The sequence below is a fragment of the Sphingomonas sp. IC081 genome (assembly GCF_006874585.1).
Lineage (GTDB): Bacteria > Pseudomonadota > Alphaproteobacteria > Sphingomonadales > Sphingomonadaceae > Novosphingobium.
Window position 1 is genome coordinate 565,141 of record NZ_CP029762.1, and the last position, 19,130, is coordinate 584,270.

Sequence of the window (19,130 nt, forward strand, 5' to 3'; positions counted from 1 at the left end):
TCCCAGAAAGGCCCGCACCCCGTCATGCCCCAACCCGCCGACAACGCGCTGCTGCCCACGCTGGTTCACGCGCTCCGCACCGCGACCCACGACATGCACGATCGTCTCGACAAGGCGATCATGGCCGCCGATCCCTTCTCCAGCCTGCCGGGCTATGGCCGGTTCCTGGAAATGCAGTTCCTGTTCCACCGCGACATCGCCGCGCTCTACGCCAGCGAGGCGCTGCGCTACATCCTGCCGGGCCTCGCCGGACGCCAGCGCCTCGATCTCATCGAGGCGGACCTCGCCGATCTCGGCCGGCAATTGCCGACGGGTCATGGCACCCCTGCCTTCACGCCGGGCGGGCCGCTCGACGTGCCCGAGGCCCTTGGCTGGCTCTACGTGGCGGAAGGGTCGAACATGGGGGCGGCGCTGCTGCGCAAGGAAGCGGCCAGGATCGGACTTTCCGACCATCACGGTGCCCGCCACCTCGCTCCCGCGCCGGAAGGGCCGGCCGCGCACTGGCGTGCCTTTGTTGCCGAACTCAACGCGGCCGATCTCACGCCGGAGGAGGAACAACGTGCCGTCGCCGGAGCCAGGGCCGCCTTCGAACGGGTCCGGTCGCTTGCCGATGCCTGCTTCGCCTGAGCGGCCGAGCAGCACCGAGGACCTGCTCCGACGCGGGCGGGCATCCCGCTGGGCCTGGCTGGTGCTGGGCCTGGCGCTGGTCGGCATCGGCGTGGTCGGGATCTTTGTCCCGCTGCTGCCGACCACGGATTTCATGATCCTTGCCTTGCCCTGCTTCGCCCGCTCGTCGCCGAAGCTGGAAGCCTGGCTGCTCGATCATCCCCGCTTCGGCCCCGGGCTTCGCGCCTGGCGGGCGGAGCGGGCGATCCCGCGTCACGCCAAATATGCCTCATGGATCGGCATGACCATCGGCTTCGCCTCGTTCTGCCTCATCGCCCATCCGCGCCCGATCATCGCGCTCACGGTGGCGCTGGTGCTGCTGGGATGCGCGGTCTGGGTCGGCAGACGGCGCGAGCCGGGCCGGACGCCGCGCGAAACCGAAGCGGAAAGCGCCGAGGCCGTGAACCCCTGAACGGCGCCATCGAAGGCGCCCTTGCCCAATCGACCTTGCCCAATCGACCTGCCCACTACGACCTGCCCACCTGATGCTTGCCTGCACGGACCGTCCTGCGCTACAAGCCTGTTTCCCATCGACCGTGATGGCCACCAAGCGAACGGAACTGCAAGACCATGTGATCCCTGCCTGACCGCAATGCCCATCCCGCCTTGCCTTCAGGAAGTTCCATGTCCTTGCCCCCGTTCTCGCCCGCCGCCGGGCGTTCGCTCACCCCCATGCTTTCGCTGGCAAATGCCAGCTGGTCCGCGCCTGACGGCACGCCCGTCCTGTCCGGGATCTCCATCGACTTTGCCGCCGAACGCTGCGGCGTGGTCGGCCGCAACGGGGTGGGCAAGAGCACCGTGCTGCACCTCCTGACCGGCGCCCTCACCCCCGACCGCGGCCGGGTCACGCGCGCCGGATCGATCGGCACCATGCGTCAGATCGTGCAGGTGGACGCGCAGGAAACCGTCGCCGACCTGCTCGGCGTCGCCCCCGCGCTCGCCCTGCTGGAACGTGCCGAAGCCGGCATCGCCACCCTCGATGAACTGTCCGAGGCGGACTGGACGCTGGGCACCCGTGTTGGCGAGACGCTGCGCCGGGTCGGACTGGAACTGCCGCCGCAGACCCGGCTGGCCGCGCTTTCGGGCGGCCAGCGCACCCGTGCCGCGCTGGCGGGCGCGGTCTTCGGCGAGCCCGATTTCCTTCTGCTCGACGAGCCGACCAACAATCTCGACCAGGACGGTCGCCGCGCCGTGCTCGACCTCATGGCAGGCTGGCGCGCCGGGGCGGTGGTCGTCAGCCATGACCGCGAACTGCTCGAAGCCATGGATGCGATCGTCGAACTGACCACGCTGAGCGCGGCGCGCTATGGCGGCAACTGGAGCGCCTACCGCGCGCGCAAGGCGGTGGAACTTGCCGCCGCCGAACAGGACCTGGCAGGGGCCGAGCGCCGCCTCGGCGACGTGCAGCGCAAGGCGCAAGTCGCCCGCGAACGCCAGCAGCGGCGCGATGCCGCCGGCAGCCGCAAGGGCGCGCGGGGCGACATGCCGCGCATCCTGGCGGGCATGCGGCGCGACCGGGCCGAAAGGAGCGGCGGTGAACACGCCCGCCTCGCAGCAAGGCTCCAGGAGACCGCAGCGCAGGCCCATGCCGAGGCGGAAGCGCGGGTGGAACGGCTGGAAACGCTCGCCGTCACGCTCGCGCCCACCGGCCTCCAGCCCGGCCAGCGGGTGCTCGACATGCGCGGCGTCACGTTCGGCTATACGCCGCAGCGCCCGCTGCTGGACGGGTTCGACCTTGCCGTGACCGGGCCGGAGCGCATCGCCCTCGCCGGGCCCAACGGCACCGGCAAATCGACGCTGCTCGCGCTGGTCGAGGGCCGGATCGCGCCGTCACGCGGCAAGGTCGAGGTCCATGTGCCGTTTGCGCTGTTCGACCAGAACATGACCCTGCTCGATCCCGGCGCGACGATCGCGGACAATTTCGCGCGCCTCAATCCGGGCATGGACAACAACGCCTGCCGCGCCGCGCTGGCCCGGTTCCAGTTCCGCGCCGAGGCTGCCGACAAGGCGGTCGGCGCGCTCAGCGGCGGCCAGACCCTGCGTGCGGGGCTGGCCTGCGTGCTGGGCGGCGCGCATCCGCCGCCCTTGCTGATCCTCGACGAGCCGACCAACCACCTCGACCTCGCCTCCATCGCGGCGCTGGAAGCGGGCCTTGGCGGCTATGACGGCGCGCTGCTGGTGGTGAGCCACGACCCGGCGTTTCTCGCCGCCATCGGCGTGACCCGCCGCGTGGAGCTTCAGCCCGCGGTGCCGGCGGCGGACTTGTCGCCGCTCCCGGATAAGGCGGCCGCATCGGCATAGATGCCGTCAAGGACAAAGCGGGTCATCGCCGCCCGGATCGCGGCGTCGTCCGCCATGCCGTCGGGATAGAGCCAGTCCTTGAACAGCACGCAGCCCAGCACCGCGGCGAAGCTGATCCGCACCATCAATTCCGGCGGCAGCTTGTCCTCGCCGCCGGTGCGGCGGCGCACCACGTCGGCACCGCGCGCGAAGTAGGCCTGCAGCGCGTCGACACCGCCCATGCCGGGCACGTCCGCATCCTTGCCGGTCTCGGCCACGATGAGCGAACGGAACATGCGCTGGTGTTGCTCGATGAAGTCCTGCAATTCGGCGATGTAGGATCGCGCCTGCAGCTCCCTCGGCGCGGCACCGGCAGCCGGACTGGCCGCCATGAAGGCCTGCAGATGCTGGTCCAGCGGCCGCTGGATGGCTTCGCGGAACAGTTCCGCCTTCGAATCGAAGTAGCGGAAGATCTGGGTTTCGGTGGTCTGCGCAAGCGCCGCGATGGCGGCGGTCGTCGCCCCGGAAAATCCGAACGCGCAGTATTCCGCCTCGGCGGCCCGCAGGATCGCCTCGCGCAGCTGCGAGGGGGATCGTCTCTGCCGGGGCCTCTCGCCCTTCGTGGCTTCGTTGTTGCGCGGCAAACTCTCGCTCCGTGCGGCTACCATCGCCGCCTACGTTGGCATGCCCGGACGCGCCGGGCAATTTCCTCGCGCCGCTGGTCAGGCGTCACGACCGGCGTGTCGATGGGCAGGTACGCCCGAAGGTCCGCCAGTTTCACGCGCGTGATCGTCGGCACCGGCGCGCTGCTGCAATCGTACCAGCGCCCATAGATACCGCCCTCGGTATAGCCCGCCGGATCCAGCCAGTTCGGCACGCCGGGATCGCGAAGCGCGATGACGCCGCGAAACCGCCCGTCCGAGGAGAGCCGTGCCATCGCCCCGTTGGTGCTGGAAAGCCGGTAGACATATTCGAGCGCGTTGAAGAGCGGATCGTTGAGCTGAATGTTCCAGTACGGCGCGCGTTCGGGAATTTCGGTCTCGACGATCAGCGCCTCGTCCTCGGCCAGCTGGAAACAGGCGGGCCAGTAGACCTGCTTGACCAGCGCCCCGGGCATGCGCACCGGCTCGAAGACGTTGAAGCCCACGCGCTCCTTCACGCCGTTCTGCATGGGATAGTAGAGACGGGTCTTGCGTCCCGGAAAACGGGCCATCTCGCGCATGCGCCCGGCAATCTCGGCGGGCGACAGGCGCGGCTTGGGCGGTACCGGATCGAGACATTCGATCGTGAGCTGCGGGTCGGTCTCGGTTTCCCAGTCGTACATGCGATAGCGCACGTACATGCCGCCAGCCTGCGGATCGATCGGCGCCCAGTGCCCGGTGTGGCCGGCGGGGCGCTCGGCACTGAACAGGATCTCGAAGTCCTCGCCGGGCGCGATGCCGAGGTCGTCGCAGTCCACCTCGTTATGACCGCCGGGTTGCGGCATGTGATCGACGGTGCCGGACAGCGCCTTCTGCGTGGTGAACGAAAGTATCCGGCACGTGCCCCGGTTGCCCGCGACCCGGTAGCGCAGATCGCCCCGGATCGGGCTCTGCACGTAGATGTCGTCGGGATTGGGCTGCAGCGTATAGGCCGGGTTCCACAGCGGCGCCCAATCGGGATGCTCGGCATCGGCGTGGAAGTACATGAAATAGGCATAGGACAGGCTGCTCATCGTCTGTCGGTAGAGATCGGCGCGATAAGCCGGATCGTCCGGCCGCCAGGTCTGCCCGAGATTGGCCACCGCGCTTTCGAGATCGCTCAGGCATTCGAGGATCGATGCCGGAGCCGCTTGTGCTTCCGTTTCATGCGCCACGGGTCCACTCCCTTTGCCCATTTCAGCGAGGCCGTTCATGCGTTTTCGGCCTAGATAGTGTGCGCTACCTAAACGCCCCCCGGGCAAGGACCGCGCCTGCATGACCGCCCCCGGGATATGGCACCGCGGCCCAGCAAGACAGCATTGACTATCTTATCGCCCTACCGAACCATCCCGGCCGCAAACAGGAGCAGGCGGCGGCATCAGCAGCGCCCCGCCGCCATTGGTGAGAAGGCATGCCGTCATGGACCTGAGCTACGATCCCCCCAGCGCCTTCCGCCACGCCGGCGACAGGCTGCACGCATTGGTCGCCGCCGAAATCGACAGCGATGATTTCGGCCCCGGCGACTATCTCCCGGGCCTTGACGCCTACCTCCACGCGATGGACTACGACCCGCGCTTCCATGCCGAGGGCCGGCGCGCGGCATGGGGCAGGATCGTGTGCGCCCTGCGCGGCCGCGCCCATGCCTACCGGGCCATGCGCGAAAATCCTGGCTTCGCGGGCCACGATGTCGTCAGCCCGGTGGTCATCACCGGGGTTCCGCGCACCGGCACCACGCCCTCCACCGCCTGATTGCGCTCGACCCGCGCTTCCAGGGGCTGCAGACCTGGCTTGCCGATGCCCCGATGCCGCGTCCACCAATCGAGGACTGGAGCGACTATCCGCAGTTCCGCCGCACGGCCGCCATCCTACGCCCATTACCGGCGCTGCCTGCAATTGATCGGCAGCAGCGCGCCCGGCCGGCGCTGGCTGCTCAAGAACCCCGGTCATATCGAGAACCTCGACCTGCTCTTCGCGGTCTTTCCCGATGCACGCGTGATCCAGACCCATCGCGATCCGGGCAAGGCGCTCCCTTCCCTCGTCTCGCTGCTGATGAACCTGCATCCGATGTTCGAGCAAGGCCGCCTGCAGGAGCGCCGCGAGACGATGCTGATCCGCGAGGTCGCCAAGCGGGCGGAGGCGACCGAAAAGGCCGACCGGGTGCGGCGCGCTCATCCCGGGCAAGTGCTCGACGTGATCCATGCCGATTTCCATGCCGACCCGATGGCCGTGCTGGAGCGGATCTACGCGTTCATCGCCATGGACATTCCCGATGCCACCCGCACCGCCTTCGCGGCGAGGATTGCCGCCAGGCCCGAGCTGGCGCGCGGCCGGCACCGTTATGACATCGCCGACTTCGGAATGACCGAAGACCAGGCGCGCGAGCCGTTCCGCACCTATATCGAGCGTTACGACCTCATGGAGCCACGCCGGTGAGAGCGGCCATCTATCCCGGCCACGGCGGGCCGGTGACCATCGAGACCCTCGCCGATCCGCGTCCGGCCCCGGGCGAAGTGCTGATCCGCGTCTCGCGCTGCGGTATCTGCGGAACCGATCTTGCCATGACCCGCGGCGGGGCATGGGATTACGGCAGCGGCGTGCAGTTCGGTCACGAATATGCGGGCGAGATCGTCGAACTCGGCCGCGAGGTTTCCGCCTTCCGGGTCGGGGACCGCATCGCCGTGATGCCCTCCCTCGCCTGCGGACGGTGCACCGGCTGCCGCGCCCATGGCAATGCCGTGCTGTGCCAGGACAAGCAGGGCTCGGCCATACTGGGCTTTTCCGAACTGGCCGCGATCCCGCAAGGCGCCGCCACAAAGCTGCCCGCGGTGTTGTCGATGGCCGACGGCGCCCTGATCGAGCCGCTGGCGATCAGCCTTTACGGCGTGCAGCTGGCCGCGATCCGCCCGGGGGACAGCGTGCTGGTGCTGGGCGCGGGCAGCGTGGCGCTTTACGCGATCTACTGGGCGCGCCGGATGGGCGCGGGGCGGATCGCGGTCATGTCTCGCTCACCGCGCCGTGCTGCGCTGGCGCTGGACATGGGGGCGGAGCGTTTCATCGCCTTTGGCGAGAACGAAGCGGGCGAACGCCTCGAGGCGCTGGGCTGGGCCCCGGCCGTCGTGCTCGAATGTGTCGGCGCGCAAGGGATGCTGATGAAGGCGCTGAGCCATGTCGCCCCGCTGGGCCGGATCCTGAGCCTCGGCTTCTGTACCGCGCCCGACCCGGTGATCCCGGCCCTGGGCTCCCACAAGTGCGCGTCGATCCAGTTCTCGGTCGGCTATTCGATGCGCGAATTCCTGTACATCGCGGACCAGGTCGACAAGGGACACGTCGATCCCAAAAGGACAATCTCCAGCACCGTCACGCTGGACGAATTGCCTGCAACGCTGGCCATGCTGCGCAGCCCGAATGCCGAAACAAAGGTGCATGTGACGTTCTAGGCGGCCCCACCCCACCCCACCCCACCCGGAAGGCCCCACCCGTAAGGCCCCGCCCGGCAGGTCTTCTTGCAGCAGGTACTGCAACATTCGTGAAATATCGCGGCGTGAATTGCGAACTACAGCATCGGCGATCCGACCGGCCCGCCCCTTAAAAAGGGGCAAATTCCGCGGCCGACGGACCGGTTCTGACAAAGGAATGACCCTTTCTATGCGCAAGGTCCTGCTAGGCGCCGTACTGCTTCTCGCCGCCGCGCCCGTATTCGCTCAAAGCGGCGGCATGGGCGGAATGGGCGATATGGGTGGCGGAATGGGTGGCGGAATGGGCGGGGGAATGGGTGGTGGCCCGGGCGGCGCCGGGGGGCCTCCCGGCGGCGGCGGCGGCCCCGCGAGGCCCAAGCCGATGAAGCCGATCAAGCGCGAGGAAATCGCCAAGGTCGTCACCGCGATGTTCCAGGAAGCCGACAGCAATCGCGACGGCATCGTCACCGTCGCGGAAGTGACCGCAATCGTCGACCAGCGCCGCGATGCGGCCGTGCGCGACCGCTTCGCGGCCATCGACACCGACCGCAACGGCAGCATCAGCCTCGCCGAATTCCAGACCTGGCAGCGCGCCATGGGGTCGCTGGCCAGTTCCGATGCCGCCGCCGCCGACACGTCCGGCCTCGCGGTCGTGAACGGCATCATGCCCAAGCTCGGCAAGGACGCCGAGGACCGCGTGCTCTCGCGCCTGATCGAGCCGATCAACGGCATGACGATCGCGCAGGCCAACACCAATTACGACGCCGGCGCCTCGCTGGAGGAACTGCTCGCGCTCGAATACAAGCGCTTCGATGCCGCCGACCTCGATCACGACGGCTTCCTCAGCGAAGACGAGGCACGCCGACTGGACGGCGGCCCCCGTGGTCGCCCCGGCGGCCCCGGCGGTCCTCCGCCGGGTGGCGGCGGCAAGCCGCCCGCCTGCCCGCCCGGCGAGAGCTGCTGACCCCGGAACCGCGCCGCCGGACACGGCGGCGCGGCCAGAACGGCCCAGTCAACCCGGCAAGCGCTCCGGTCGCAGGTTGTTCTGCACGTGACGCACGCCGATGACCGCCTCGGCGAGATCCTCCGCCCGGCGCTTGTCCGCCCTGTCGCCGACGGTTCCCTCCAGCGTCACTTCGCCGCCGATCACGGTCACCCGGACATGGCTGGCGTCGAGGCGACGGTCGGCCGTCAGCATGTCGTTGACGTCCTCGCGAATGCGCTCGTCCGGCCGGGTGTAGTCGCTCGGGCCGCGTCCCCGGTGATCGAGATCACGGCGATGCGCGGCGGCATCACTGCCGAACCAGCTGGCGATCTCGTCTCCCGCCCGGCGCAGGAAACCGCGATGCTCGCCATAGGCGCGCCAGCTGCCGTAATCGTGGTCGAGCCCCATCCAGTGCCCCATGGCGTAAGTCGGGCGGTAGCTGTCGCTGGGGTGCATGCCGCCGGTGATCGCACCGCCAAGCCCGCCCGGTGTCGCCGAAAAGTCGCGTCCGCCGTAATGCTCGCTGGTGAATTCCGAAAACGTGGCCCCGTTCGCCGCGTCGAAATGGTGCAAGGGATAGGAAGGCTCGGCGCCGGAAGGGGATTGGCCCGGCTGGGACGCCGAACCGGTTTCCGGCCGCTCCGGCTCGGCCTGTCGCGGCGCCGATCCCGGTTCCGAGTGACCGCCCGCCTGCCGTGACGGCCCCTCCTGCCACTGCCGCGCCTGACGCGGCATCGCGCCGGCCTGCCCTTCCTGATAGCCGCCCGGCTTGCGGTCCCCGCCGACATTGCCGCCCAAGTCTCGCCTGTTCATCGCTGTTCTCCCGATGTTTCCGCGGTCTACGCGACGGGTTCGCGCAATCGGTCTGTTCGGGCCGGCGTGGACGCCATTTCGCGCTCCTCAGGACAAACGCGCAAGGCCCCGCGTTCTATCCCTCCCACGCGCTGCGCGGAGCGATTTTTTTTTGCGCGGGACGGCCCTCTAAGCCCCAGCAAAAAGGGCCGCCCCGGGGATCGGGGCGGCCCTTGGAAGATCATGGCCGGTCTTGCACCCAGACCGGCCATGGCGTGCGTGGCATCACAATCGTGGAGCGGTCGATCCGATGCGGCCGGATCGGAAAGCGCTCTAGAAGTCCATCCAGTCGTCGTCCTGGCCGGTGGCGAGCGCGACGGGCGCCGCCTTGCGGACCGGGGCGACCTGGCTGGTGGTGATCGCGGCCGGCACCGCGCGCGGCGCCGGAGCGGGCGCGGGCGCGGCGGCGCGCGGCTTGTAGCCGGCCACTTCGCCGCTCACCCGGAACATCGCCGCACGGTCGGCCAGCGCGGTCACCTCGCTGTTCAGGTTGCGCGCCGCGGCCGAGGTCTCCTCGACCATCGCCGCGTTCTGCTGGGTCGCCTGGTCCATCGTGCCGATCGCCGCGCTGATCTGGGTGATCGTCGAGGACTGCGCCTGGTTGTCGGTGGCGATGTTGCTGAGCAGCGAATGCACCTCGGAAACGTCGCCCGAGATGTTCTGCAACGCGCCGTCGACCCGCTGCACCGCTTCCACGGCGGTGCCGATGTCGGTCTGGGTCGCGGTGAGCTGTTCGCGGGCGCGCTTGGCTTCCTCTTCCGAGCGCATCGCCAGCGCCGAGACGAGGTCGGCCACGACCGCGAAACCGCGGCCCGCATCACCGGCCCGGCCCGCCTCGACGGCGGCGTTCATGGCGAGCACGCGGGTCTGGAAGGCGATCTTGTCGAGGCCCTCGATCACCGAGTCGATGCCCTTGGCGCTCTCGCTGACGCGGCCCATCGCCTGGACCGCCTCGTCGGCGATCGAGCGGCCGGATTCGACCACGCCCATGGCGCCGTCGGCCCGCTCCACGGTGCGCCCCGCCGCCGAGGCGGTGGCGCGCAGGCGGCCGTCCATCTGGGTGATCGCCGCCGAGGTTTCCTCGAGGCTCGCCGCATTGCTTTCGGTGCGGCGGGCCAGGTCTTCGGAGGCCTGGGCGATCTCGCTGGAGCCGGTGCGGATGGCGTGGGTGCTTTCGGTCACCGCGCCGATGAGGTCACGCAAGGCGCCGACGGCCGAGTTGAAGTTGGTCTTCAGTTCGGCATAGGCAGGCGGGAACTCGGCCTTGATCGACTGGGTGAGGTCCCCCTCGCTGATCGCCTGGAGGCTGGCGCGCAGCGTGGTGGTGACCACTTCCTGCTCCTGCGCATTGCGGGCGTCGATCTCGGCGCGCCCTTCGGCGGCAACGCGGAACTGCTCGACCGCCTCGGCGATCTCGCCGATCTCGTCGCCGCGTTCGCGGTAGGGCACCTCGACATGCCCGCCTTCGGCCAGCGAGGTGGTGACGCGCGAGATCCGGCCCATCGGCACCGCGACCGAGCGGTCGATCACCAGCCAGATCAGGACAATCACAGCCAGCCCCATGCCGGCCAGAAATATGGCGAGATAGGTTGCCGTCGTGGCCGTGGCCTCCCCGGCCTCGGCCTGGCGCTTCGAGGCCTCCCGCGATTCCTTGAGCAGCTTCTCGGTCTGGTCGATCATCGCGTGCGAGGCGGCACGGGCATCGCCCTTGAGCAAGGCCATCGCGCCCGCCATGTCGCCGGCGGCACGGCGTTCGAACATCCGGTCGTTGGCATCGTTGAGCGCGGCGACCTTCTGGCTCAGGACTTCCGCATCGTCCTTGAAGCTGTCATCCGCAACCTGCTTGTATTCCTCGACCGACTTCGCCAGCGCGGCCCGCGTGGTTGCCAGCCGTTCGCGAATATCGGCCTCTTCCTGCTTCGTGCCGACTGCCGCGTAGTAGGTATAGACGATGATCCGGGTCTCTTTGACCTCGTCGATCACATCGGCCAGCGCCGACATGCCGGCGATGCCGTGTTCGACGTGGTTCTGGGCAATCGCATTGAGTTCGCGGGTCGAGAAATAGCCGTTGAAGCCAACGGCGGCGAGCATGGCGGCAAGCAGCGAGAAAGCCGCGAGAAGCTTCCTGGGCAACCGCCAGTTGTCGAGAAATCCAAGCATGAGCAGTCCAATCGCACGGGAGGGGCGAGGCCGTTTCCGGCCAGGCTTTTCCGGCATTATAGGCGCAGCGGACGGTTCCCGGTCGGAGGCGCGGCAATCGAATGCCACAAACTGTCACAAACGCGTCGGCCTCGCGGCTGTCACCCCTCGCCGTCAGGCTGGCGCGCGGGATGCGCAGCCTGCACGGCGGGAAGCGCGGCCATGCGCGCGCCGATCGCCCGAAGCCGTGGATAAGGCGTCAGATCGACCCCGAAACGTTCGGCGGAATAGAGCTGCGGCACCAGATAGCAGTCGGCAAGGCTGGGACGGTCGCCGTGACACAGCCCCTCGCCATAGCGCCCCACCAGCACTTCGAGAGCCGAAAAACCCTCGGAAATCCAATGGGCAATCCAGCCATTTACCTGGCTTTCCGAGGCCGAGAAGTCGCTTCGCAGCTTTTGCAGGACGCGCAGGTTGTTGAGCGGATGGACGTCGCAGCCGATCAGCGCGGCCATTGCGCGAACAGCGGCGCGCCCGTCCCTGTCGGGCGGGAGCAAGGGCGGCGCCGGCCAGCGCTCCTCGATCCATTCGAGGATCGCCGGGCTCTGCGTCAGCGTCAGCCCGTCCGCTTCGAGCACCGGCACCAGCCCTTGCGGGGCAAGGCGGCGGTAGGCCGGATCGTCCTGCGCGCCCTTGCGCAGATCATGCGTCACTTGGCGATACGTGATACCCTTAAGGCCCAGGGCGAGACGAACGCGGTAGGCCGCGCCCGAGCGCCAGTAGCCGTGCAGGCGCGGATCGCTCACCGCGCCGGCTCGACAAGGGCCCGGCATTCGCCGAAGCCGATCGCGGCATACCCCTCGCGGCGGGCGCAGGCGCGCAGCACGATCTCGTCGCCATCCTCCAGGAAGGCACGCTCCTCACCGCCGGGGAGGACAACTTTCACCTTGCCGCCCTGGGACAGCTCCATCAGGCTGCCATAGCCATCCGGCGTCGGCGCGGAAATCGTGCCGGTGCCGAGCAGGTCCCCCGGCGCCAGATTGCACCCGTTCGAGGCGTGGTGGGTGACGATCTGCTGCACGGTCCAGTACATGTTGCTCGCCGGGCCGCGCGACAGCCGGTGCGGCGCCAGCCCCGCCGCGCGCATGGCCGCCGTGGTGATGAAGACCTCCAGCTCCACCCCCAGCCCGCCCTGCGCCTGATCGGCCTCGTCCCACAGGTAATCGAGCGGACGCGGATCGCCTTCGGGACGCGGCGGCTGTGCCTGCCGGAACGGGGCCAGCGCCTCGGCCGTGACCACCCAGGGCGAGATCGTCGACTGGAAGTTCTTGGCCAGGAACGGGCCCAGCGGAACGTATTCCCAGGCCTGGAAATCGCGCGCGGACCAGTCGTTGAGCAGGCAGAACCCGGCGATGTGATCGGCCGCTTCGCCGATCGGCACGGTTTCGCCCAGCGCATTGCCCGGCCCGATCCAGACGCCCAGTTCGAGTTCGTAATCGAGCCTTGCGCTGGGGCCGAACGTCGGCGCCGCGGCCTCGGGCGCCTTGCGCTGCCCGCAAGGCCGGCGCACCGGCACGCCCGAGGGGCGGATCGAGGAGGCGCGTCCATGATAGCCGATGGGCACGTGCTTGTAGTTGGGCAGCAGCGGATTGTCCGGGCGGAACAGCTTGCCGATGTTGGTGGCGTGGTGGATGCCGACGTAGAAATCGGTGTAGTCGCCGATCGCCGCCGGCAGGTGCAGCGTGCACTCGCCGGCCGGATGGAGGTGCGGCGCGACACGCGCGCGCTGGCTTTCGTCGCACAGCAGGGCGCTCAGCGCGCGGCGCAGCGCGTGCCGGTCGGCCGCCGGCAGGGCAAACAGGCCATTGAGCGTGGCCGCGCCCAGGAGATCGCGCCCGACCGGCAGGAGATCGGCGATCCCGGCCAGATCGAGCACCCGCTCGCCGATGGCGACGCCCAGCCGCCGCCGCGCGTCGCCGTGCGAGAACACCCCGTAAGGCAGGTTCTGCACCGGGAATTCGCCATGCCCCTGCGCCCCCTCGACCCAGCAGGTCAGGGCAGCGTCATGCGTCTCGTCGATCCGGGGGAAAGTCACGTGTTGTCATCTCCAGTGGCGCCGCTCGCCTGCGGCACTTGCGCCTTGCGGAAACCCGCCCAGCAGTCATCGTAATCGAGCTGGCACAGCGGGGTATCGAGCGCAAAACGGGTGGGCCGGAACATGTGTCGGCTCTCGAACATGAAGGCCATGGTATCCTCGATCCGGTGGGGCCGGAGGTCCGCGCCGACGGCCGCTTCATAACTCGCCCGATCGGGACCGTGGCCGGACATGGCGTTGTGCAGCGAGGCTCCACCCGGCGCAAAACCGCCCGCCTTGGCATCGTAGCTGCCGTGGACGAGGCCCATGAACTCGCTCATCACGTTGCGGTGGAACCATGGCGGGCGGAACGTGTGCTCCGCCACCATCCAGCGCGGCGGAAAGATCACGAAATCGCAGTTGGCGGTTCCCGGCGTGTCCGAGGGCGAGGTCAGGACCGTGAAGATCGACGGATCGGGATGGTCGAAACTCACGGTGTTGATCGTGTTGAACGCGCCGAGATCGTAGCGATAGGGCGCAAGATTGCCGTGCCATGCCACGACGTCGAACGGCGAATGCGACAGCGTGGTTGTCCAGAGCGTGCCGCCGAACTTCTGGATGATCTCGAAGGGCGCGTCGTCGTCCTCGAAGGCGGCACGCGGCGTCTCGAAATCGCGCGGATTGGCAAGGCCGTTGGCGCCGATCGGGCCAAGATCCGGCAGGCGGAAGATCGCGCCGTAATTCTCGCAAGCATAACCCCGCGCGGCGCCATCGGGCAGTTCCACGCTGAACCGCACCCCGCGCGGGATGACCACGATCTGCCGGGGCACGGCCGCGATCACGCCCATTTCGGTGACGATGCGCAGGCGCCCTTGCTGCGGGACGATCAGCAATTCGCCATCGGCGCTGTAGAATGCGCGCCGCTCCATCGAGCGGTTGGCCGCATAGAGGTGCACGCCGATGCCGACGCCGGTTGCCGCATCGCCATTGCCGCATAGCGTCACCAGCCCATCGACAAAATCGGTCGGCTCCGCCGGGATCGGCAGCGGGTCCCAGCGCAGCCGATTGGGCGTCGGCGGCACCTCGCCGAACGGACCGGTACGCAGCAGCGTCTCGCGCGCATAGGGCCGATAGGCCGGGTGATGGGCCGCCGGGCGCAGGCGGTAGAGCCAGCTGCGCTGGTTGTCCTTGCGCGGCGCGGTGAAGGCAGTGCCGGACAATTGCTCGGCATAGAGGCCGTAGGGCACCTGCTGCGGCGAGTTCTGGCCTTGCGGCAAGGCACCCGCGACCGCCTCGGTCGCGAAGTGATTGGCAAAACCGGTCATCATGCCGCGATCGGGACCGGCCAGAGGCGCACGCATCCGAGTCTCCCATCTGGTATCATTTGTTACCATCCTGCATGGTTGCGAGAATGGTGTCAAATGATACTATCCGCGGATGACGGACACGCCGCTCCAGCTCGACAGCTTCATTCCCTACCGCCTTTCCTATACCGCCGGGCTCGTCAGCGAATATGTCGCCGGGGCCTATCAGGCCTGGTTCCAGATCGGCATTCCGGAATGGCGGGTGCTATCCTGGGTGGCCCAGTCGGGCGAGATCACCCAGCAGTACATCTGCGCGCGCACCCGCATGGACAAGGTGACGGTGAGCCGCGCCGCCATCGCCCTGACCGCGCGCGGGCTGATCGCAAAACGCCGCAACCCGGGTGACAAACGCTCCCACTTGCTTGCGCTGACCGCCGATGGAAAGGATCTCCATGCCCGCATCGCGCCGCGTGCGCTGGAACTGGAGAGCCGTATTCTCGCGCGGTTCGACCGGGCGCAGCTTGACGGCCTTGTGGCCATGCTGCGCGAGATCGACGCCGCCGTGCTCAGCCTCGGGGAGACCGGCATGGCGGGCTGAACGTCAGCGGGAGCGGGCCGGTGCCGCCCGCAAGCACCCGCTCAATGCACCGCCAGTTCCACCTGCTTGTCGTGCAGTGCGAAGCGGTCGACAAGGTTGGCGCTGGCCTCGTTGTAGCCGACGACCTCGACCTGCGACCCATCGCGGCGCAGGCGGGCGATGACCTTGTCGAGCGCGCCCACGGCGGAGATGTCCCAGAAATGCGCGTCGCTCACGTCGATGCGCACGTGGCGCCCCGGTTCCGGCGTGAAGGCACGCGCGAAACGGGCAACCGATGCAAAGAAGATCTCGCCGCTGACCCGGTAGGTCACCCGGTCTGCGGCTTCCTCGCGCGCCACCGCGAACATGCGCTGCACCTTGCCCGCGAAGAACAGGCCCGAAAGCAGGACCCCCACCAGCACGCCGCGCGCCAGATCGTGGGTCGCCACCACCACCGCGACCGTTGCCGCCATGACCACCGACGAGGTCGGCGGATGGCGCAGCAGATTGGGGATCGAGGCCCAGCTGAACGTGCCGATCGAGACCATGATCATCACCGCCACCAACGCCGGCATCGGGATACGCCCGACGACCGGGCCCAGCACCGCCAGCAGGAACAGCAGGAACACGCCCGCGACCAGCGTCGACAGGCGGGTTCGCCCGCCCGAGCCGACATTGATGACCGACTGCCCGATCATCGCGCAGCCGCCCATGCCGCCGACCAGGGCCGCGGCGATGTTGGCACCGCCCTGCCCCATGCATTCGCGCCGCTTGTCGCTCTCGCTGTCGGTCATGTCATCGACGATCTGCGCGGTCATCATCGATTCCAGCAGGCCGACCGCCGCCATCGTCAACGCATAGGGCAGGATGAGCCGCAGCGTCTCGAGCGTCAGCGGGACATGCGGCAGGGACAGGCTCGGCAGGCCTTCGGGCAGGCGCCCCATGTCACCCACCGTGCGCACCGGCAAGCCGAGCGCGATGCTGATCGCCGCCAGCACGAGGATCGCCACCAATGGCGAGGGCACGGCCCGGGTCACGCGCGGCAGCAGGTAGATGATCGCCAGGCCGCCCGCGACCATCGCGTAAGTATGCCAGGTCACGCCCATGAACTGCGGCAGCTGGGCGATGAAGATCAGGATCGCCAGGGCATTGACGAAGCCGGTGACCACCGAGCGCGAGACGAACTGCATCAGCAGGTCGAGCCGCAGCAGACTGGCCACGATCTGGAACAGGCCCATCAGCACGGTCGCGGCAAAAAGGTAGCTGACGCCGTGATCGCGCACCAGCGGGGTGACGACAACCGCCACCGCCGCGGTCGCCGCCGAGATCATCGCCGGGCGGCCGCCCAGCAGCGAGATGACGATGGCGATCGCCACCGAGGCGTAAAGGCCGACGCGGGGATCGACCCCGGCGATGACGGAAAAGCCGATGGCTTCGGGGATCAGCGCAAGCGCGACGACGATGCCCGACAGCACGTCACGGCGTGCCTGTCCGGCGCTGGCGAACCATTCGGTCCGGAAACGGGAGGGTCTGGAGTTCATTTTGCCTGTCAAGAAACGCAACACATGGCGCAGCGCCCGCGAGCGGGAGCTGGGAAAGGCTGTCCATGTGGAGGTTGCCCGGCGGATCGGCGGCCGGGATAGCCACCCGGATTCTCACCGGGTCCTTGCGAATGACGCGCCCCTTACCCGAAATCGCCTGAAAATGGCAAGGGCCGGCGGGACATTCGTGTCACCGCCGGCCCCTGTCCGGGAAGGGCCGGGCCGCGTCAGGGCAGGCCCGTGTCAGGGCCGTGTCAGGGCCGGGGCGAATCCATCAGCTTCTGCGTGAGATAGGTCATCCACAAGGCGGTGGTCTTGGCCGACTGGCGTATGTCGGCGCCCGAGCCGTGACCGCCCTCGGTGTTCTCGTAGAAGTAGAACGGCAGCCCCAGCTCCTCCATGCGCGCGGCGAACTTGCGCGCATGCTGCGGACCGACGCGGTCGTCGCGGGTCGTGGTGAAGATGTAGGGCTCGGGGTATGTCACCCCCTTGCGCAAGGCGTGGTAGGGCGAGGTCTTCTCCCAGAACGCGCGCACTTCGGGATCGGCCTCGACATCGCCGTACTCGCCCTGCCAGCTGGCGCCGGCGGCGATCTTGCCGATGCGGATCATGTCGAGCAGCGGCACCTGGATGACGACCGCGCCGAACAGCTCGGGGTGCTGCGTCATCTCAACGCCCATCAGCAGGCCGCCGTTGGAGCCGCCGATGATGCCGAGCCGCTGCGGCGAGGTGATCCGGCTGTCGATCAGGTTGCGCGCGACGGCGGCAAAATCGTCATAGGCGACCTGCCGCCTGGTCTTCAGCGCCGCCTCGTGCCACTGCGGGCCGAACTCGCCGCCGCCGCGAATGTTGGCCAGCGCATAGGCGCCGCCCCGCTCCAGCCACAACTTGCCGTAGGTATTGAGGTAATGGGGCGTCGAGCTCGCCTGGAACCCGCCATAGGCGTTGAGCAGGACCGGGGTGGAGCCGTCCAGCGCGATGTCCTTGCGGTGCACGAGGAAGTAAGGGATCGCGGTGCCGTCGCTCGACACCGCCTCGCGCTGCTCGACGACAAGGCCGGCGGCGTCGAAGCGCGGCGGCAGGCTCTTGAGCGGCTCGGCCGGCGCGCTGCCGGCGGCATCGACCAGATAGAGCGTGCTCGGCGTGGTGAAACCTTCCGCCGACGCGAAGGTGAGATTGCTGCCGAAATCCGCCGAACCGAAGTTCAGCGCCATCTTGTCGGGCAGCGGCAGGGTCTGCTCGCTCCAGCCGCCACCGACCGCCGGCGCCAGCGACAGCAGGCGCCCGTTGACGTTGTCCAGCACCGAGAGCAGCAGCCGGTCGCGCGTGGCCGAGATGCCGTCCAGCGCCTCGCGCGCGGCGGGCTTCCAGGCCAGCCGGGGCTTCAGCACCTCGGGACGGGCCAGCAGATCGTCCAGCGGAACCGTTGCCACCGAACCCGCCGGCAGATCGCCCCAGGCCTCGTCCAGGCGGAACACCACCTGCCCCGCCACCAGCCCCGCCACCGCGACCTTCTGCGGCACGGCAAGGGCATGAAGCTTGCCGTCAGCGGCCATGACCAGGGTCTGCTGGTGGAAGAAGTCGATCGCCCGCGACACGTAGGCCAGGCGGTGGCCCTGCGCATCGTGGAGAACCGCCGGGAACACGCCGAGGTCGCTCTTCTGCCCGCGGTAGACCTCCACCGCCTCGGACAGCGGGCGGCCGCGGGTGACGCGCTTGACGATATAGGGATAAAGCGAGCCGGTCATGTCGCCCGGCGTCCATTCCGTGGCGACCAGCAGATGGTCCGCGTCTTCCCAGGCGATGCCCTGCTTGGCGCGCGGAATGTGGAAACCGCCCGGCACGAAGGCGCGGGTCTGCAGATCGAACTCACGCACTTCGACCGCGTCCTCGCCGCCGTCGGACAGCGAGACGAGGCACAGGCGCTGCTCCGGCTCGAGACAGTCCGAGCCCTGATAGACCCAGCTCCTGCCTTCCGCCTTGCCCAGCGCGTCGACGTCGAGCACCGTCTCCCAGCGCGGCGCGGCCGAACGGTAGTCCGCCAGCGAAGTGCGACGCCAGATGCCGCGCAAGTGCTGCTCGTCCTGCCAGAAGTTGTAGATCTGCCCGCCGAGGAAATGGGGCGCGGGAATACGATCCTTGGCGCCGGAGATGGCCAGCGCCTGATCGTAGAAGGCCTGGTAGCGCGGATCGCCCTCAAGACGCTTTTCGGTGACGGCATTATGCGCCTTCACCCAGTCCATCACCGGCTTGCCCTCAAGATCCTCCAGCCAGATCCAGCGATCGCTGGAGGGCTGGGCGGCGGGATCGGACGGTGTTGCGGCATGGGACATGGTGGTGAGACTCATCATCAGGAAAGACGTGGCGAACACGCCGCGCAGCATGGATTTCAAGATCGTGCCCTCAATCGACTGGTCGCGCGGAAACCTAGCGCGCGAGCGCCAACTGGCAAGCCCGGAGGCCGCACGATTGCGGCAAAAGCGCATCGTGCAAAATCAATGCGCTGCGGCCGGGAACCATCCGGCGACTTATACGTTAGAACCCTGATCCGGACGCGCGCATGGGATGGGGGCCGCG

Annotated in this window: 17 protein-coding genes and 1 other annotated feature; of the genes, 8 read left to right on the forward strand and 9 right to left on the reverse strand. The window is 68.5% G+C overall.

Annotation, left to right across the window (positions count from 1 at the left end; genetic code table 11):
• Positions 1-24: 24 nt before the first annotated feature.
• The 3 genes from DM450_RS20745 to DM450_RS20755 all read left to right on the forward strand — a co-directional run bounded on the left by DM450_RS20745 (position 25) and on the right by DM450_RS20755 (position 2,967).
• Entirely contained in the window at positions 25-627 is a 603-nt protein-coding gene (locus DM450_RS20745; protein WP_142638747.1) for a biliverdin-producing heme oxygenase, read from the forward strand.
• A complete protein-coding gene (locus DM450_RS20750) occupies positions 611-1,078 on the forward strand; it encodes a YbaN family protein (protein WP_142638749.1) in 468 nt (155 codons plus the stop codon). Before DM450_RS20745 ends, DM450_RS20750 begins: the two co-directional genes overlap by 17 nt.
• A gap of 212 nt (positions 1,079-1,290) precedes the next feature.
• Positions 1,291-2,967, forward strand: a complete 1,677-nt coding sequence (locus DM450_RS20755) for an ABC-F family ATP-binding cassette domain-containing protein (protein ID WP_142638751.1) — start codon at positions 1,291-1,293, stop codon at positions 2,965-2,967.
• On the opposite strand, the gene DM450_RS20760 is transcribed toward DM450_RS20755, so the two are convergent.
• On the reverse strand, positions 2,904-3,590 hold the full coding sequence (locus DM450_RS20760) for a TetR/AcrR family transcriptional regulator (protein WP_185928798.1): 687 nt from the start codon (positions 3,588-3,590) through the stop codon (positions 2,904-2,906). The two genes, DM450_RS20755 and DM450_RS20760, sit on opposite strands and share 64 nt — an antisense overlap.
• Positions 3,591-3,607: 17 nt before the next feature.
• A complete protein-coding gene (locus tag DM450_RS20765; RefSeq protein ID WP_260610448.1) occupies positions 3,608-4,801 on the reverse strand; it encodes a hypothetical protein in 1,194 nt (397 codons plus the stop codon).
• Between the two features lie 244 nt (positions 4,802-5,045).
• Between DM450_RS20765 and DM450_RS26345 the strand changes: the two genes are divergently transcribed.
• The 4 genes from DM450_RS26345 to DM450_RS20780 all read left to right on the forward strand — a co-directional run bounded on the left by DM450_RS26345 (position 5,046) and on the right by DM450_RS20780 (position 8,045).
• Positions 5,046-5,375, forward strand: a complete 330-nt coding sequence (locus DM450_RS26345) for a hypothetical protein (RefSeq protein WP_260610449.1) — start codon at positions 5,046-5,048, stop codon at positions 5,373-5,375.
• A gap of 144 nt (positions 5,376-5,519) precedes the next feature.
• Positions 5,520-6,059, forward strand: a complete 540-nt coding sequence (locus DM450_RS26350) for a sulfotransferase family protein (protein ID WP_260610450.1) — start codon at positions 5,520-5,522, stop codon at positions 6,057-6,059.
• Positions 6,056-7,063: an alcohol dehydrogenase catalytic domain-containing protein gene (locus DM450_RS20775; RefSeq protein WP_142638755.1), complete on the forward strand. Its 1,008-nt coding sequence runs from the start codon at positions 6,056-6,058 to the stop codon at positions 7,061-7,063. Before DM450_RS26350 ends, DM450_RS20775 begins: the two co-directional genes overlap by 4 nt.
• Before the next feature lie 196 nt (positions 7,064-7,259).
• Entirely contained in the window at positions 7,260-8,045 is a 786-nt protein-coding gene (locus DM450_RS20780; protein WP_312846181.1) for an EF-hand domain-containing protein, read from the forward strand.
• Between the two features lie 48 nt (positions 8,046-8,093).
• Here the strand turns inward: DM450_RS20780 and DM450_RS20785 are convergent, their stop codons facing one another.
• From DM450_RS20785 to hmgA, 5 genes are all read right to left on the reverse strand, one after another.
• Positions 8,094-8,879, reverse strand: coding sequence for a BON domain-containing protein (locus DM450_RS20785; protein ID WP_142638757.1), 786 nt, complete (start codon positions 8,877-8,879; stop codon positions 8,094-8,096).
• Between the two features lie 312 nt (positions 8,880-9,191).
• A complete protein-coding gene (locus DM450_RS20790) occupies positions 9,192-11,078 on the reverse strand; it encodes a methyl-accepting chemotaxis protein (RefSeq protein WP_142638759.1) in 1,887 nt (628 codons plus the stop codon).
• A gap of 140 nt (positions 11,079-11,218) precedes the next feature.
• A complete protein-coding gene (gene maiA / locus DM450_RS20795) occupies positions 11,219-11,863 on the reverse strand; it encodes a maleylacetoacetate isomerase (protein WP_260610451.1) in 645 nt (214 codons plus the stop codon).
• Complete coding sequence (fahA, locus tag DM450_RS20800; RefSeq protein WP_142638763.1) at positions 11,860-13,152, reverse strand: fumarylacetoacetase; 1,293 nt, start codon at positions 13,150-13,152, stop codon at positions 11,860-11,862. The genes maiA and fahA overlap by 4 nt, the downstream gene beginning before the upstream one ends.
• Positions 13,149-14,456, reverse strand: a complete 1,308-nt coding sequence (gene hmgA, locus DM450_RS20805; protein WP_142639450.1) for a homogentisate 1,2-dioxygenase — start codon at positions 14,454-14,456, stop codon at positions 13,149-13,151. The genes fahA and hmgA overlap by 4 nt, the downstream gene beginning before the upstream one ends.
• Positions 14,457-14,568: 112 nt before the next feature.
• Between hmgA and DM450_RS20810 the strand changes: the two genes are divergently transcribed.
• A complete protein-coding gene (locus DM450_RS20810; protein ID WP_142638765.1) occupies positions 14,569-15,033 on the forward strand; it encodes a MarR family winged helix-turn-helix transcriptional regulator in 465 nt (154 codons plus the stop codon).
• Between the two features lie 41 nt (positions 15,034-15,074).
• Here DM450_RS20810 and DM450_RS20815 read toward each other — a convergent pair whose 3' ends face one another.
• Both DM450_RS20815 and DM450_RS20820 read right to left on the reverse strand, forming a co-directional pair.
• Positions 15,075-16,553, reverse strand: coding sequence for a SulP family inorganic anion transporter (locus DM450_RS20815; protein ID WP_142638767.1), 1,479 nt, complete (start codon positions 16,551-16,553; stop codon positions 15,075-15,077).
• A 72-nt stretch (positions 16,554-16,625) separates the two neighbouring features.
• Positions 16,626-16,681 (reverse strand) — a sequence feature (sul1 is cis-regulatory element that is thought to sense ions involved in sulfur or methionine metabolism; They are found in Alphaproteobacteria).
• 126 nt (positions 16,682-16,807) lie between these two features.
• Positions 16,808-18,937: a prolyl oligopeptidase family serine peptidase gene (locus tag DM450_RS20820; RefSeq protein ID WP_409529377.1), complete on the reverse strand. Its 2,130-nt coding sequence runs from the start codon at positions 18,935-18,937 to the stop codon at positions 16,808-16,810.
• Positions 18,938-19,130 lie beyond the last annotated feature (193 nt).